The organism is Cellulomonas sp. IC4_254, assembly GCF_011603975.1.
GTDB lineage: Bacteria > Actinomycetota > Actinomycetes > Actinomycetales > Cellulomonadaceae > Cellulomonas.
The window spans coordinates 1-13,949 of record NZ_JAANNB010000098.1 but is presented as its reverse complement, the minus strand read 5'-3'; the positions used below and the strand labels follow the sequence as shown (position 1 = coordinate 13,949).

Annotated in this window: 14 protein-coding genes; 9 read left to right on the top strand and 5 right to left on the bottom strand. The window is 76.6% G+C overall.

Annotated features, from left to right (window positions below):
• Positions 1-1,342, top strand: a 1,342-nt coding sequence (locus tag G6556_RS11080) for a cytochrome P450 (protein WP_205693329.1), incomplete at its 5' end; no start/stop codon positions are given.
• Positions 1,343-1,637: 295 nt separating this feature from the next.
• Positions 1,638-2,024 (top strand): hypothetical protein, encoded by a 387-nt coding sequence (locus G6556_RS11075; RefSeq protein ID WP_166941279.1) that lies wholly within the window; start codon positions 1,638-1,640, stop codon positions 2,022-2,024.
• Between the two features lie 262 nt (positions 2,025-2,286).
• Here G6556_RS11075 and G6556_RS11070 read toward each other — a convergent pair whose 3' ends face one another.
• Positions 2,287-3,051: a fructosamine kinase family protein gene (locus tag G6556_RS11070; RefSeq protein ID WP_166941278.1), complete on the bottom strand. Its 765-nt coding sequence runs from the start codon at positions 3,049-3,051 to the stop codon at positions 2,287-2,289.
• A gap of 57 nt (positions 3,052-3,108) precedes the next feature.
• Between G6556_RS11070 and G6556_RS11065 the strand changes: the two genes are divergently transcribed.
• Positions 3,109-4,185, top strand: a complete 1,077-nt coding sequence (locus G6556_RS11065; RefSeq protein ID WP_166941276.1) for an aminoglycoside phosphotransferase family protein — start codon at positions 3,109-3,111, stop codon at positions 4,183-4,185.
• 107 nt (positions 4,186-4,292) lie between these two features.
• On the opposite strand, the gene G6556_RS11060 is transcribed toward G6556_RS11065, so the two are convergent.
• Positions 4,293-4,805 carry an Lrp/AsnC family transcriptional regulator gene (locus G6556_RS11060; protein ID WP_166941274.1) on the bottom strand — a complete coding sequence of 171 codons (513 nt, stop codon included), beginning with the start codon at positions 4,803-4,805 and terminating at the stop codon, positions 4,293-4,295.
• A gap of 120 nt (positions 4,806-4,925) precedes the next feature.
• Between G6556_RS11060 and ald the strand changes: the two genes are divergently transcribed.
• The 4 genes from ald (at position 4,926) to G6556_RS11040 (ending at position 10,202) form a co-directional block, all read left to right on the top strand.
• Positions 4,926-6,044: an alanine dehydrogenase gene (gene ald / locus G6556_RS11055; protein WP_166941272.1), complete on the top strand. Its 1,119-nt coding sequence runs from the start codon at positions 4,926-4,928 to the stop codon at positions 6,042-6,044.
• Between the two features lie 59 nt (positions 6,045-6,103).
• Positions 6,104-6,691 (top strand): GNAT family protein, encoded by a 588-nt coding sequence (locus G6556_RS11050; RefSeq protein WP_166941270.1) that lies wholly within the window; start codon positions 6,104-6,106, stop codon positions 6,689-6,691.
• Positions 6,692-6,699: 8 nt separating this feature from the next.
• Positions 6,700-8,778, top strand: a complete 2,079-nt coding sequence (locus G6556_RS11045) for a M3 family metallopeptidase (protein ID WP_166941268.1) — start codon at positions 6,700-6,702, stop codon at positions 8,776-8,778.
• A gap of 74 nt (positions 8,779-8,852) precedes the next feature.
• The gene (locus tag G6556_RS11040) at positions 8,853-10,202 is read left to right on the top strand and encodes a M20/M25/M40 family metallo-hydrolase (protein WP_166941266.1); all 1,350 of its coding nucleotides are present in this window, start codon (positions 8,853-8,855) and stop codon (positions 10,200-10,202) included.
• Positions 10,203-10,279: 77 nt separating this feature from the next.
• Here the strand turns inward: G6556_RS11040 and G6556_RS11035 are convergent, their stop codons facing one another.
• Positions 10,280-10,525, bottom strand: a complete 246-nt coding sequence (locus tag G6556_RS11035) for a DUF5703 family protein (protein WP_147796572.1) — start codon at positions 10,523-10,525, stop codon at positions 10,280-10,282.
• A gap of 62 nt (positions 10,526-10,587) precedes the next feature.
• On the opposite strand from G6556_RS11035, the gene G6556_RS19170 reads away from it, so the two are divergent.
• Positions 10,588-10,905, top strand: coding sequence for a primosomal protein (locus tag G6556_RS19170; protein WP_205693328.1), 318 nt, complete (start codon positions 10,588-10,590; stop codon positions 10,903-10,905).
• Positions 10,906-10,923: 18 nt separating this feature from the next.
• Here G6556_RS19170 and G6556_RS11025 read toward each other — a convergent pair whose 3' ends face one another.
• Positions 10,924-11,886 (bottom strand): aldo/keto reductase, encoded by a 963-nt coding sequence (locus G6556_RS11025; RefSeq protein ID WP_166941264.1) that lies wholly within the window; start codon positions 11,884-11,886, stop codon positions 10,924-10,926.
• A gap of 112 nt (positions 11,887-11,998) precedes the next feature.
• Between G6556_RS11025 and G6556_RS11020 the strand changes: the two genes are divergently transcribed.
• A complete protein-coding gene (locus G6556_RS11020; protein ID WP_166941262.1) occupies positions 11,999-12,880 on the top strand; it encodes an undecaprenyl-diphosphate phosphatase in 882 nt (293 codons plus the stop codon).
• A gap of 22 nt (positions 12,881-12,902) precedes the next feature.
• On the opposite strand, the gene G6556_RS11015 is transcribed toward G6556_RS11020, so the two are convergent.
• Positions 12,903-13,892 (bottom strand): CorA family divalent cation transporter, encoded by a 990-nt coding sequence (locus G6556_RS11015; protein ID WP_166941260.1) that lies wholly within the window; start codon positions 13,890-13,892, stop codon positions 12,903-12,905.
• Positions 13,893-13,949 lie beyond the last annotated feature (57 nt).

Genomic DNA, 13,949 nt, shown 5'->3' with positions numbered 1-13,949 from the left:
CCTCGCACCCGCCGTCAGTCCCCGCACCCCCGTCGACCTGGGACCCGTCCGCTCCGCGGCCGTGGCGGCCCGCGTGCTGGGGCCGCTGGTCGCCCAGGGCGCGATCGTCCGCCGGCCCCGCGCGACCGCCTGGGCCGAGCGCCGGCAGACGGACCGGGCCGCGGGGGCCCTGCTTCGCGACCTGCGCCGGGAGCACGGCGGCGCGCCCGTGGTGCTGCGCCTCGGCCCGCGCCGCCTCGTGCTGCCGCTGGACGCGGGGGACGTGGCCGCCCTGCTCGCGGGCTCGCCCGACCCGTTCACCCCCGCGACGGTCGAGAAGCGCGCGGCGCTCGGGCACTTCGAGCCCGACTCCGTGCTGATCTCGCCGACCGGCCGACGGCCCGCGCGGCGGCTGCTCAACGAGCAGGCCCTCGACACGTCCGAGCCGGTGCACCGGGACGCGGACGCGCTGCTCGCCGCGGTGGACCGTGAGGCCGACACCCTGCTGGCGGCCGTGGCGCGCGCCGGGGTCCTGGACTGGGCGACGTTCGCCCCGGCGTTCTGGCGGACCGTCCGTACCGTCGTGCTGGGCGGGTCCGCGCGGGACGACGACCGGGTCACCGACCTGATGTGGACGCTCCGGCAGGCGGCGAACTGGGCGTACCTGCACCCGCGCCGCCCGCGGCTTCGCGCCGAGCTCGCCGACCGGCTGCACGCCTACGTGCGGCGCGCCGAGCCCGGCAGCCTGATCGCGCACGCCGCGGCCGCGCAGGCGGACCGCGGCGTGGACCTCGTCGGCCAGGTGCCGCAGTGGCTGTTCGCCTTCGACGCGGCGGGTGCCGCGGTGCTGCGGGCGCTGGCGGTGGCGGCGGCGCGGCCGGAGGTGCGGGACCGGCTGCGGGCCGAGGCGGCGTCCGGCGCGGCGATGCAGCCGTACGCCCGCGGCGCGGTGCTCGAGTCGGTGCGGCTGTGGCCGACCACGCTCGTCGTGCTGCGGGACAGCACCGCCCCGACGACCTGGGGCGATCGCGAGCTGCCGGCGGGCACGGGCTTCGCCGTCGTCAGCGCGCACTTCCACCGCGACCCCGAGCGGCTCGACATCGCCGACGCCTGGGCGCCCGAGGCGTGGCTGGACGGCCGCGCGGACGCCGACTGGGGGCTGCTCCCGTTCAGCGGCGGCCCGGTGTCCTGCCCGGGGCGCAACGTGGTGCTGCTCGTCGCGGGGCGGCTCCTGGCCCGGCTCGCCGAGGCCGACCTGGTGTTCCCGCGCGGCCGGTACCTCGCGACCGACCCGCTGCCGGCGACGTTCGACCACTACGGGGCGCGGTTCCACGCCGTCGGGCGGGTGCGGGAGGCGGCCTGACGCACCCGCCCGGGGTGCGCGCCCGGGTGAACGCGTGGGCCGTCCGGGCGTCGCCGCTGGTGGCTGCGTCACAGATCCCCGAAATACGGACGAAACCTGTCGCCCGACAGGCGTAGGCTGTGGGCCGAGGGCGCGTCGCCCGCCGGGGCACGTCCCGGGCGGCCGCTCGACAGCCGACGACGGCCGCCTGCGAGCCGCAGCGCGGCGCGTCCGCCCGTCCCGCGCCCTCCGCGGCGACCGGCGACCCCGGGGACCGCGGTCCGTGACGCACCGCAACAGCCCAGGAGGGCCCCCGATGAACACGTCCATCGCCCGTCGCCGGACCACGCGCACCCTCAGCGTGGCCGCGGCCGCCGTCGCGACGGTCTCCCTGCTCGCCGCCTGCGCCTCCGCCGAGGGCGGCACGTCGGCGGGCTCCGCCTCCGACGACACCACCACCGCGGCGTCCGAGACCAAGGAGGTCCAGGTCATCGACCAGACCAACCTGCTGCTCGCGACCGCGCAGGAGACCCTCGAGGCGCGCGGCCTCGAGGTCCAGGTCGCCGACGCCTCCGGCCAGGGCCGCCCGATCGACGACCCGACGCAGTGGGTCGTCGTGACCCAGGACCCGACCTCCGGCGCGGTCGAGCAGGGCACCGAGGTCACCCTCACGGTCCGCATGACCACCGACCCGGTGGGCTGACCGGAATAAACGCTGGCGCCGCCGCGCTGGACCGGGTGAGACTCAGAGCTCCCGGTCCGCGCGGTGGTGCAGCATCCCGCCGCGGACGGACCGGCCCGGACGCGGAGCACGCGCCCCTCGCGAGGGGTGGACGGACGCGGGACGGGTGGCTCGTCACCGACGGCCCTCAACGAGGCCGGGGCGGATCAGGTCGCGCGGGAGAAGGACAAGCGGGCGCGGCGGACGGTGGCGTACAGGTGCTGACCAGCGCCCTCCGGCGCCCTCACACGTAGGGCGCCGCGAGGCGGCGCAGCTGGGCGGCGTACCCGCCGCCGAACAGCACGGCGTGCATGCCCACCGGGTACACCTGGTGCAGCGCGACCCGGTGCTGCCACCCGCGCCGCAGCGGGTGCACCTCCTGGTAGGCGTCCAGGACGTCGGTGAGGTGCGGGCAGCCGAACAGCGCGAGCATCGCCAGGTCGGACTCCCGGTGGCCCCCGTGCGCGGCCGGGTCGATGAGCGTGGCGCCCGTCGGGGTCCACAGCACGTTGCCCGACCACAGGTCGCCGTGCAGCCGGGCGGGCGGGTCGTCGTCGTCCCACTCGCCGGCGCGCAGCCGGTCCGCGAGCCGGCGCAGCAGCGCGACGTCGTCCGGCCCGAGCGCCCGGCGCCGCTGCGCCGCCGCGGCCAGCGGCTCCACCCGGCAGTCCGCGAGGAACGCGCCCCAGCTCTCGTGGTCGCCGGCCGGCATCGGCAGCGGCTGGTCGAGCGGCCCGAAGAACCCGTCGCCCGACCAGCCGTCCGGCGGGCTGCCGAACCTCCGCGCGCCCGCGTCGTGGGTCACCGCGAGGCCGCGCCCGAGCTCGCGTGCCGCGCGCCGGGTCGGCGGCACCTCGGTCAGCGCCGCCAGGTCCAGGTGGTCCGCGCCGACGCCGAGCACCTCGACGACCGGCGCCCCGCCCCGGACGCGCAGCCAGCGCAGGCCCGCGGCCTCGCACGCGAAGAACCCCGGCGGCGCGCCCGCGCGGCGCTTGCGGTAGGTGTCCATGCCGTGGCCTCCCTCGACGCGGCGGGGTGCGGGCGGGTCCCGGATAGCCTGGCGCGCGTGCCCCCCGACGGCGATCCGATCCTCGTGAGCGCGGCGCGCGCGCCGGGGGAGGCGCGCCGTGGCGGGGCGGGTGTCGGATCCGGCTCGGCGGCCGACGGCGCGGCGTCGGCGGGTGCCGGGGCGCTGGTCCTGCCCGCCGCCCTGCGCGCCGGGGCGGGCCGCACCCCCGAGGGCGCCGCCTGGATCGGCCGCCTGCCGGACCTCGTGGACCGGGCCGCGCGCCGCTGGGGCCTCGCGCTGGGCGCGCCGTTCCGGTCCGGGTCGGCGTCCTGGTGCGCGCCCGCCACCGACGCCGCCGGCCGCGACCTCGTGCTCAAGGTCTCGTTCCCGCACGACGAGGCGCGCGACGAGGCCGCCGTGCTGCGCGCCTGGGGCGGCCGGGGCGCGGTGCCCCTCGTCGACGTCCACGCCGGCGACTGGGCCCTGCTGCTCGGGCGCGCGCGGCCCGGGACCCCGATGCGGGCCGTGCGCACCCCGGCGACCCGGCGGCTCGCCGAGGCGGCGGACGTGCTGCGGGAGCTGCACGCGGCGCCCGCGCCCGCGGGGTTGCCCGCGCTGGCGGACGTCGCGCGCGGGCTCGCGGACCTGGCGGCCGAGCGGGCCGGGCGGGGGACGGCCGCCGGGGTCCGCCTCGACCCCGGGCTGCTGCGGGCGGCCGACGCGACGCTGCGCGGTGCGGGCGCCGCCGGTCCGTCCGTGTCGCTGCACGGCGACTACAACCCGGGCAACCTGCTGCTGACCGGGGCCGGAGCGGGCGCGCGCTGGGTCGCGATCGACCCCAAGGCCCTGTCCGGCGACCCGGCCTACGACGTCTGGCCGCTGCTCGAGCAGGTCGGCGACCCCTGGCGCACGCCCGACCCGGTGCGCACGCTGCGCGACCGGCTCCTGCTGGTGGCCGAGCGGGCGGGTTTGGACGGAGCGGGCGCCGCGCGCTGGTCCGTCGCGCGCGGCGTCGAGGCCGCGCTGTGGGTGTGGCACCACGGGTCCGGGCGACCGGGCGCGGTGCGCGCGGTCCACGGGACGCTGGCCCGGGCGCGCGACTGGGCGCGGGTCGCGGACCTGCTCGCCGGCTGACCGGCGCGCGCCGCGCCACCGGTTCGGTGCTTCCCGCCCGCTTCGGTGCGTGCAGCCACCGAACTGGGCGGGGACCCCCGAACTCGCGCGACGACCCGCCCGCGGGGTCAGCCGACCGCGCCGCGCAGGTGGTCGAACACCAGGCTGGTCTCCGTCGACGCCACGTCCGGCCGGTCGCTCAGCCGCTCCACGACGAACCGGCGCAGCTCGTCGGTGTCCCGCACCGCGACGTGCAGCAGGAAGTCGTCGGCCCCGGCCAGGAAGTAGACGTCCAGCACCTCGGGCCGGGCCGCCACCGCGCGCGCGAACGGCTCCAGCGTCGCCCGGGACCCCGCGGCCATCCGGACGGCGACCATCGCCCGCAGCCCCCGGCCGAGCGCCTGCGGGTCGACGTCGGCGTGGAACCCGCGGATCACCCCCGCCCGGCGCAGCGCGCGCACCCGGGCCAGGCAGGTGGACGGTGCGATCCCGACGGCGGCGGCGAGCGCGTTGTTGGCGATCCGCCCGTCCTCCTGGAGCAGCCGCACGAGCTGCCGGTCCACCGCGTCGAGCGGCGCGGGTCGAACATCGTTCGGCGGTGTGACCGACGTCGCACCGGGCCCCGCAGGATGTTCGGCCATGGGGGCAGCGTAACGAAGCGTCACGCGGCGTCACGCCGCGGAAACACCGGGAAGTTCACGCTGGGACCTGACGGGCGCCGCACCGGCCCCGCACGACGCGCGACGCCCCAGGAGGCTGCGATGAGGGTCGGGATCCCCGCCGAGGTCAAGAACCACGAGTACCGCGTCGCCATCACCCCCGCGGGGGTGCACCAGCTGGCCGCCGCCGGGCACGAGGTGCTCGTGCAGGCCGGTGCGGGCCGGGGCTCGGCGATCACGGACGAGCAGTACGCCGCCGCGGGCGCGACCCTGGTCGCGGACGCGGCGCGGGTCTGGGGCGAGGCCGAGCTCGTGTGCAAGGTCAAGGAGCCGGTGCCCTCCGAGTACGGGTACCTGCGCGAGGACCTGGTGCTGTTCACCTACCTGCACCTCGCCGCCGACCGCCGGCAGACCGAGGCGCTGCTCGCCGCCGGCACCACCGCGATCGCCTACGAGACGGTGCAGCTGCCGGACCGCTCGCTCCCGCTGCTCGCGCCGATGAGCGAGGTGGCCGGCCGGCTCGCCGCGCAGGTCGGGGCGTACCACCTGATGCGGAGCGCGGGCGGGTCCGGGCGGCTGCTCGGCGGGGTCCCGGGCGTCGCGCCGGGTCGCGTCGTGGTGATCGGGGGCGGCGTCGCGGGGCAGCACGCCGCCGAGGTGGCCCTCGGGATGCGCGCGGACGTCACGGTGCTCGACGTGTCCGTGCCGCGGCTGCGCGAGCTGGACACCGCGTTCGGCGGCCGGGTGCGCACCCTGGCGTCGTCGGCCTACGCCGTCCGTGAGGCGGTCATCGACGCGGACCTGGTGGTCGGTGCCGTGCTGGTCCCGGGCGCGCGCGCCCCGAAGATCGTCACCGACGACATGGTGGCCGCGATGCGTCCCGGCTCGGTGCTGGTGGACGTCGCGGTCGACCAGGGCGGCTGCTTCGAGTCCACCCGCCCGACCACGCACGACGACCCGACGTTCGCGGTGCACGACGCGGTGTTCTACTGCGTCGCCAACATGCCCGGCGCGGTGCCGGTCACCTCCACCCGCGCCCTGACGAACGCGACGCTGCCGTACCTGACCGCCCTGGCGACCCGCGGCTGGCGGGAGGCGCTGGCGGGCGAACCCGCGCTGGCGGCGGGGCTCTCCACCCACGCGGGACGCCTCTACCACGCGGGCGTCGGCGCGGCCCACGGCCTGCCGGTGGCGGACCCGGGCGTCGTGCTGGCGGCGTGACCTGGGCCGATGGGGGAAATGCCGGGACCGGCGCGGGCCGCGCGTGGCAGGGTGGCCCGATGGAGAGCTTCGAGCTGACCGACGGCGTCGTGGTGCTGCGCGCGCCCGGGCCCGCGGACGTCGACCGGATCGACGCGCTGTGCCAGGACTCCGCGATCCAGGAGTGGACGACGGTCCCGAGCCCGTACACGCGCGGGGACGCGGCGTCGTTCGTCACCGGGTACGTCGCCGACGGCTGGGCGCGCGGGACGACGTTGAACTGGGCCGTGCGGGACGCGGCCGACGACACGCTGCTCGGCATGGTCGGCCTCGGCATGGAGGGCACCGGCTCGGCGGAGCTGGGCTACTGGCTCGCACCCGAGGCGCGCGGGCGCGGCGTGATGTCCCGCGCGGTCGACCTGGTGCTCGACGCGGCGTTCGGCCGGCTGGACCTGGTCCGGGTGTTCTGGCGCGCGTTCGTGGGCAACGGCCCGTCGCGCGCGGTGGCCGAGCGCGCGGGGTTCCGGGTCGAGGGGGAGCTGCGGCTGGGCGGCGTGCAGCGCGGCGTCCGGCGCGACGAGTGGGTGGGCAGCCTGCTCGCGACCGACGACCGGCCGCGGCGTGTCGGCGGGCGCGCTGGGGCGGCTGCCTCGGGCAACGGGAGATGATGGCGGGCATGACCACCCCCACCCTGGACGCGGACAACCCGTTCGCCGCGCCGTCCTCGCTGCCCTACGGCCTGCCCGACTTCGCCGCGATCCGCGAGGAGCACCACCGCCCCGCGCTGCTCGCCGGCATGGCGGAGCAGCGCGCGGAGGTGGAGGCCATCGCCGCCTCGACCGACGCCCCGACCGTCGAGAACACCCTCGACGCGCTCGAGCGCTCCGGCCGGCTGCTGCACCGCGCGGCGATCGTGTTCTTCAACCAGTCCTCCGCCGACTCGACCCCCGGGCTCGAGGCCCTGGAGGAGGAGGTCGCGCCGCTGCTCGCCGCGCACAGCGACGCCATCTACCTGGACCGCCGGCTGTTCGCCCGCCTGGAGGCGCTGCGGGCCGCCGCGGCGTCCGGCGACCTGGAGCTCGCCCCGGACACCGCCTGGCTGCTGCACCGCCAGCACACGCAGTTCGTCCGCGCGGGCGTCCGCCTCGACGACGCGGCCCAGGCGCGGCTGCGCGAGCTCAACGCGGAGATCACCCGCCTGGAGACGGTGTTCGGCCGGCAGCTGCTGGCCGAGACGAACGACTCCGCCGTGCTGGTCACCGACGAGGCCGAGCTCGCGGGGCTCCCCGAGGACGCCCGGGCCGCCGCCGCCGAGGCCGCCGCCCGCCGCGGGCACGAGGGCGCCTGGCTGATCGACCTGATCCTGCCCACGCGGCAGCCCGCCCTGGCGCAGCTCACCGACCGCGCGCTGCGCGAGCGGCTGCACACCGCCTCGGTCAGCCGCGGCGGCCGCGGGGGAGCGAACGACACCCGGGCCACGCTGCTCGCGCTGGCCCGGCTGCGGGCCGAGCGCGCCCGCCTGCTCGGCTACGAGCACCACGCCGCGTACATCGCCGAGGACGCGACCGCGAAGACGCCCGAGGCCGTCGCGGACATCCTCGGCCGGCTCGCGCCCGCCGCCGTCGCGAACGCCCGCGCGGAGGCCGCCGACCTGGAGGAGGCGCTGCGCCGCGACGTGCCCGGCGCGACGCTGGAGGCCTGGGACTGGGCCTACTACGCCGAGCAGGTCCGCAAGGAGCGCCGCTCGCTCGACGACTCGTCGCTGCGCCCGTACCTCGAGCTCGACCGCGTGCTCCACGACGGCGTGTTCCGCGCGGCCGGCGAGCTCTACGGCCTGACGTTCACCGAGCGCGCCGACCTCGTCGGGTACCACCCGGACGTCCGCATGTTCGAGGTGACCGACGCCGACGGCTCGGGCCTGGGCCTGTTCCTCGGCGACTACTGGACCCGGGACTCCAAGCGCGGAGGTGCCTGGATGAACAACCTGGTCGACCAGTCGACGCTGCTCGGCGAGGCGCCGGTCGTCGTGAACAACCTCAACATCCCGAAGCCGCCGGCCGGTCAGCCGACGCTGCTCACCTGGGACGAGGTCATCACGCTGTTCCACGAGTTCGGCCACGCGCTGCACGGCCTGTTCTCCGCGGTGCGGTACCCGTCGCAGTCCGGCACCGACGTGCCGCGCGACTTCGTCGAGTACCCGTCGCAGGTCAACGAGATGTGGGCCTGGGAGCCGTCGATCCTGCGCGCGTACGCGGTGCACCACGTCACCGGTGAGCCGATGCCGCAGGAGTGGGTGGACACGCTCATCGCCGCCCGGCAGGACGGCGAGGGCTTCGCGACGACCGAGTACCTCGCCGCGGCGCTGCTGGACCAGGCCTGGTACCGGCTGGCGCCTCAGGACGTGCCCACGGACGTCGAGGAGGTCGTGCCGTTCGAGGCGGCCGCGCTGGAGCGGGCCGGCATCGCGTTCGCGCCCGTGCCGCCGCGGTACCGCACCACGTACTTCAACCACGTGTTCGGCGGCGGCTACTCGGCCGGCTACTACTCGTACATCTGGTCCGAGGTGCTGGACGCCGACACGGTCACCTGGTTCGAGGAGAACGGCGGGCTGCGCCGGGAGAACGGCGACACCTTCCGCGCGAAGCTGCTGTCGCGCGGCGGCTCGGTCGACCCGATGCAGGCGTTCCGCGACCTGCGCGGCCGCGACCCGGAGATCGCCCCGCTGCTCGCCCGCCGGGGCCTGACCTCGGCCTGAGCCCCGCGCGGGGGTCGGGGGTCCGCCGTGGACCCCCGGCCTCCGCGCGTCCGCGCGGCCGGTAGCGTGGGGCCATGACCTCCGCACCCGCCACCCCGCCCGCCGACCAGCACGACACCTCGGCGGCCGAGGGTGAGGTCGTGCGGATCGCGCAGGAGCTCATCCGGTTCGACACCTCGAACTACGGCGACGGCTCCGGCCCGGGCGAGCGCTCCGCAGCCGAGCACGTCATGACCCTGCTGCACGAGGTCGGCCTCGACCCCGAGCTGATCGAGTCCGACCCGGGCCGGGCGAACGTCGTCGTGCGCCTCGCGGGCGAGGACGGCAGCCGCCCCGCGCTCGTGCTGCACGGGCACACCGACGTCGTCCCCGCCGAGGCGAAGGACTGGAAGGTCGACCCGTTCGCGGGCGAGGAGTTCGACGGCATGGTCTGGGGCCGTGGCGCCGTGGACATGAAGGGCATGGACGCGATGATCCTGGCGGTCGTCCGCCAGATGGTCCGCGAGGGCCGCCGTCCCGCCCGGGACGTCGTCGTCGCCATGTTCGCGGACGAGGAGGCCGGCGGGAAGTTCGGCGCCCGGCACCTGGTCGACCACCGGCCCGACCTGTTCGAGGGTGCCACGGAGGCCGTGTCCGAGGTCGGCGGGTTCTCCGTCGACGTGCACGGCCGCCGCGCGTACCTGCTGCAGACTGCGGAGAAGGGCATCGCCTGGCTCCGGCTGGTCGCGGACGGCACGGCGGGCCACGGCTCGGCGGTCAACCCCGACAACGCGGTGACCGAGCTCGCCGGCGCCATCGCCCGGATCGGTGCGTACCAGTGGGACACCCGGCTCACCCCGACGGTGCTCGCGCTGCTGGAGGGCGTCGCCGACCTCACCGGCCTGCCGCTCGACGTGGACGACCCGCTGGCGATCGACCGGCTCATCGGCGCGCTCGGCCCGGCCCGGCGGTTCGTCGGGTCCTCGATCCGCACGCTCGCCAACCCGACGCAGCTGCACGCCGGCTACAAGACCAACGTCATCCCCGGCCGCGCGACCGCGACCGTCGACGTCCGGCCGCTGCCCGGCGACCACGAGGCCGTGCTCGCGAAGGTCCGCGAGCTCGCCGGCCCGCACGTGCGGGTCGAGCCCGAGCACCTGGACATCGGCCTGGAGGTGCCCGCGACCGGCGCGCTGGTCGACACGATGACCGACGTGCTCCGCGCGCAGGACCCCGAGGCGGTCGTGCTGCCGTACATGCTGTCCGCGGGCACGGACAACAAGTCGCTCGCGCGGCTCGGCATCGCGGGCTACGGCTTCGCGCCGCTGCGGCTGCCGGCCGACCTCGACTTCACCGCCCTGTTCCACGGCGTCGACGAGCGGGTCCCGGCGGACTCGCTGCGGTTCGGCGTCCGGGTGCTGGACGGCCTGCTGCGCGAGGCGTGAGCGCGACCTGACCGCAGGGCGGGCGCGTGCCCGCGGCGACGGAGGGGCGGCACCCGCGGGTGCCGCCCCTCCGTGGTTCAGTCGCCCAGCGCGCCGAGCGTGGACCGGACCCGGATGATCCGGCGCCGCAGCCACACCTTCCGCTCGCCGCCCGCGTACAGCAGGGTCCGGGCCAGCTCCCACCGGCCGTACTCCGCCTGCTCCGTGAGCAGCCGGCGGGCGTCACCTCGGCTGGTCGTCCGGGGGATCGTCAGGACGCGGTACTCGTACTGCCGCGCCTGCTCCGGGCCGCCCGGGCGTCCCGAGCGCGTCGTGCCTGCCATGCCCACCGCCTTCCGAGAGGGTCGTGGTGCCATTGTGCCTGGTGCGGCGCTACCGTCATCGCATGGCTATCGACCCGCGCGCGGCACTGGACCGCCTCATCGCAGCTCTCGAGGCGCACTACACCGCCGTGTCGACCCGGCGCGGCGAGGACGACCCCGCCGTCGACGACGCGTACGACGTGCTCGCGGACGCGTTCGAGGTCTACGACGACGCGCTCGGCACCGTCCACGGCGAGGCCACGCCGTTCTACCTCGCGGAGGAGGACGACGAGGACGACGAGCACGAGGACGACGACGAGCAGGACGACGAGTACGACGCGGACGACCTGCCGGGCGAGTCGTTCGACGACGACGAGGACGACGACGCCCTGCACCCCTGACGGCCCGCGGGGCGCGGCTCAGCGGCGCTCGGGGTACCCCGTCGCCGGCGCGCTCACCTCGTCCAGCGCGCGCAGGATCTCCGGCGGCAGCTCGACGTCCTCGGCCGCGAGCGACGCGCGCAGCTGCGCCGGCGTCCGCGCGCCCACGACCGACGAGGCGACCTGCGCGCGCACCCGCAGCCAGGCGAGCGCCACCTCGAGCGGCGCCCGGCCCAGGCCGTCCGCGGCGATCACGACCGCCTCGACCACGGCGGCGGCGACCGAGCCCAGGTAGGGCTCGACGAACCCGGCGAGGTGCGGCGACGCCGCGCGCGAGTCCGCGGGCACCGTGCGCCGGTACTTGCCGGTCAGGACGCCGCGGCCGAGCGGCGACCAGGCGAGCACCCCCACCCCGAGGTCCGCGGCCGCGGGCAGCACCTCGCGCTCGATGCCGCGCTGCAGCAGCGAGTACTCGGCCTCGACGGCCGCCAGCCCCGGGTCCTCCCCGAGGAGCGTCGCGGCGCGCGCCACCTGCCAGCCGGCGTGGTTCGACAGCCCGACGTACCGGGCCCGGCCGGAGTCGACCGCCCGGCGCAGCGCGCTCACCGTCTCCGTCAGCGGCGTGCGCGGGTCCGGCGTCTGCACCAGGAACAGGTCGACGTGGTCGGTGCCCAGCCGGCGCAGCGACGCGTCGAGCCCGTCGAGCAGCGCCCCGCGGGACGCGTCCACCACGCCGCCGTCGGGCGTGCGGCGCACGCCCGCCTTCGTGCAGAGCACGACCTCGTCGCGGGGGACCACCCGCCCCAGCAGCGACCCGAGCAGCTCCTCCGCGCCGCCGTCGGCGTAGGACGCGGACGTGTCGACCAGCGTGCCGCCGGCCTCGGCGAAGTCGCGCAGCTGCTCGGCCGCGTCGTGCTCGTCGGTGTCCCTGCTCCAGGTCAGCGTCCCGAGTCCGAGGTGGGAGACCCGCAGGCCGGTCCGTCCGAGCTGGCGCTGTTCCATGCCGTGAGGGTATCCGTGCCGCCGGGTCGTCCGGGCACGGGGGTGACCAGCGGCTATCGTGGCGCCTCGTGGCAGCGCACCCGAGCACCCCGTCCCGGATCGGCACCGGCGCATGAGCGTCTGGGAGGCGATCGTCCTCGGACTCGTCCAGGGCCTCACCGAGTTCCTGCCCGTCTCCTCGAGCGCGCACCTGCGGATCGTGGGCGAGCTGATCGGCTCGGGCGACCCGGGCGCGGCCTTCACCGCGATCACGCAGATCGGCACCGAGACCGCCGTGCTGCTGTACTTCCGGCGCGACATCGCCCGGATCTGCGCGCACTGGTGGCGCGCGGTGCGCGGCGACCTCGGCAGCGACTGGCGGTCGCGCGCCGGCGCGCCGGTCGGCGGCACCCCGGACCGGGACGCGCAGATGGCGTGGTTCATCGCCCTGGGCTCGGTGCCGATCGTGGTCCTCGGCCTGCTGTTCCAGGACGCGATCGAGGCGCCGTTCCGCAACCTGTGGCTCATCGTGCTGACGCTGACGGTGTTCGCGCTGATCCTCGACTGGGCGGACCGCCGGTCCAGCAGCAGCCGGGAGCTCACCGACCTGACCCCGCGGCACGCCCTGTACTTCGGGCTCGCGCAGGCGATGGCGCTGGTGCCGGGCGTGTCCCGGTCGGGCGGCACGATCACCGCCGGGCGCCTCATGGGCTACAGCCGCACGGCCGCCGCGCGGTACTCGTTCCTGCTCGCGATCCCGGCCGTCCTCGGCTCGGGGCTGTACCAGCTGGCCAAGAGCGTGGGCTCGTTCGGTGAGGCCGGCACCCCCGGGATCGTGCCGACCCTGATCGCGACCGTCATCGCCTTCGTCGTCGGGTACGTCGTGATCATCGGGTTCCTGAAGATCGTGTCGACCTTCTCGTACCGGCCGTTCGTGATCTACCGGATCGGGCTCGCGGTCGTCGTGTCGCTGCTGCTGCTCACCGGCGTGCTCGACCCGCTGGCCGGGGCCTGACGCCCGGCGCCGGCGTGGCTCGCTACAGCCAGCCGGAGCGCTTGAACAGCCGGAACAGCAGGCCCGCCGCCGCGCCCATCAGCACGAGCGACGCCGGGTAGCCGAGCAGCCAGTGCAGCTCGGGCATGTGGTCGAAGTTCATCCCGTACACCCCGGCGATGAGCGTCGGCACCGCGATGATCGCCGCCCACGCGGAGATCTTGCGCATGTCCTCGTTCTGCCGCACCGAGACCCGGGACAGGTGCACCGACAGCATGTCGCCGAGCAGGGCGTCGTGGGCGTCGAGGTGCCGGTCGACCTTGGTCAGCACCGTGTCCAGGCGCCGCAGCCAGCGCATCGTCCGGGTCTCCCGCTGGGTGTCCTCCTGCTCGGCGACCAGGTCGGGGAACGCCGACAGCAGCGGCACCAGGGCGCGGCGCGCCTCGCCGATCTCGCGCTTCAGGTCGTAGACCACCTCGGCCGGGTCCTGCGCCCGCGGGGTGAACACCAGCTGCTCGACGTCCGCGACCGCCTCGCCGATGCCCATCTCGACGTCGCCGGCCCGCCGGACCAGCGCCATGAGCACGGCCGCGAACACGTGGCTGCCCCGGTCCTGCGGCAGGTGGTCGCCCTCGCCCAGGTGGTCCCGGACGTCGTCCAGCAGCCTGCCGGGCCCCTCCTCCGCGGTGATCGTGACCTCGTCCACCGCCAGTGCCGCCCACACCCCGGTCGTGACGTCGCGGGTGCTGCCGTCGTAGGCCAGCGTGGGGCTCACGAGGTAGCGGCCGCCGCCGGGCAGCCGGCGCAGCTGCGGGCGCCGCAGGTCGCCGGGGGCCGCAGGCCCGTGGTCGGCCACCGCGCGGTGCACCACCGACTCCGGGACGCCCGCCTGCCGCGCCGCGTCGGCCAGCAGGTCGAGCGAGTCGACGTGCACCCACGCCACCGGCGGCTCGGGGGCCGCCAGCAGGGCCAGCAGCCCGTCCGGGTCCGTCTCGGCCCAGCCGTCGCCCTGGTGCACCCACGCTCTCTCCACGCGGGCATTCTCCCGGGGCGGCCGGTGGGCCGGGCCCGCGACGCGCCGCCGTGGCGG

Bases quoted from the DNA above. Each gene is read 5' to 3' on its own strand.
- G6556_RS11045 (WP_166941268.1), top strand. From the start codon at position 6,700: ATGACCACCCCCACCCTGGACGCGGACAACCCGTTCGCCGCGCCGTCC.
- G6556_RS11025 (WP_166941264.1), bottom strand. From the start codon at position 11,886: ATGGAACAGCGCCAGCTCGGACGGACCGGCCTGCGGGTCTCCCACCTC.
- G6556_RS11075 (WP_166941279.1), top strand. From the start codon at position 1,638: ATGAACACGTCCATCGCCCGTCGCCGGACCACGCGCACCCTCAGCGTG.
- G6556_RS19170 (WP_205693328.1), top strand. From the start codon at position 10,588: ATGGCTATCGACCCGCGCGCGGCACTGGACCGCCTCATCGCAGCTCTC.
- G6556_RS11040 (WP_166941266.1), top strand. From the start codon at position 8,853: ATGACCTCCGCACCCGCCACCCCGCCCGCCGACCAGCACGACACCTCG.
- G6556_RS11060 (WP_166941274.1), bottom strand. From the start codon at position 4,805: ATGGCCGAACATCCTGCGGGGCCCGGTGCGACGTCGGTCACACCGCCG.
- G6556_RS11020 (WP_166941262.1), top strand. From the start codon at position 11,999: ATGAGCGTCTGGGAGGCGATCGTCCTCGGACTCGTCCAGGGCCTCACC.
- G6556_RS11035 (WP_147796572.1), bottom strand. From the start codon at position 10,525: ATGGCAGGCACGACGCGCTCGGGACGCCCGGGCGGCCCGGAGCAGGCG.
- G6556_RS11050 (WP_166941270.1), top strand. From the start codon at position 6,104: ATGGAGAGCTTCGAGCTGACCGACGGCGTCGTGGTGCTGCGCGCGCCC.
- ald (WP_166941272.1), top strand. From the start codon at position 4,926: ATGAGGGTCGGGATCCCCGCCGAGGTCAAGAACCACGAGTACCGCGTC.
- G6556_RS11070 (WP_166941278.1), bottom strand. From the start codon at position 3,051: ATGGACACCTACCGCAAGCGCCGCGCGGGCGCGCCGCCGGGGTTCTTC.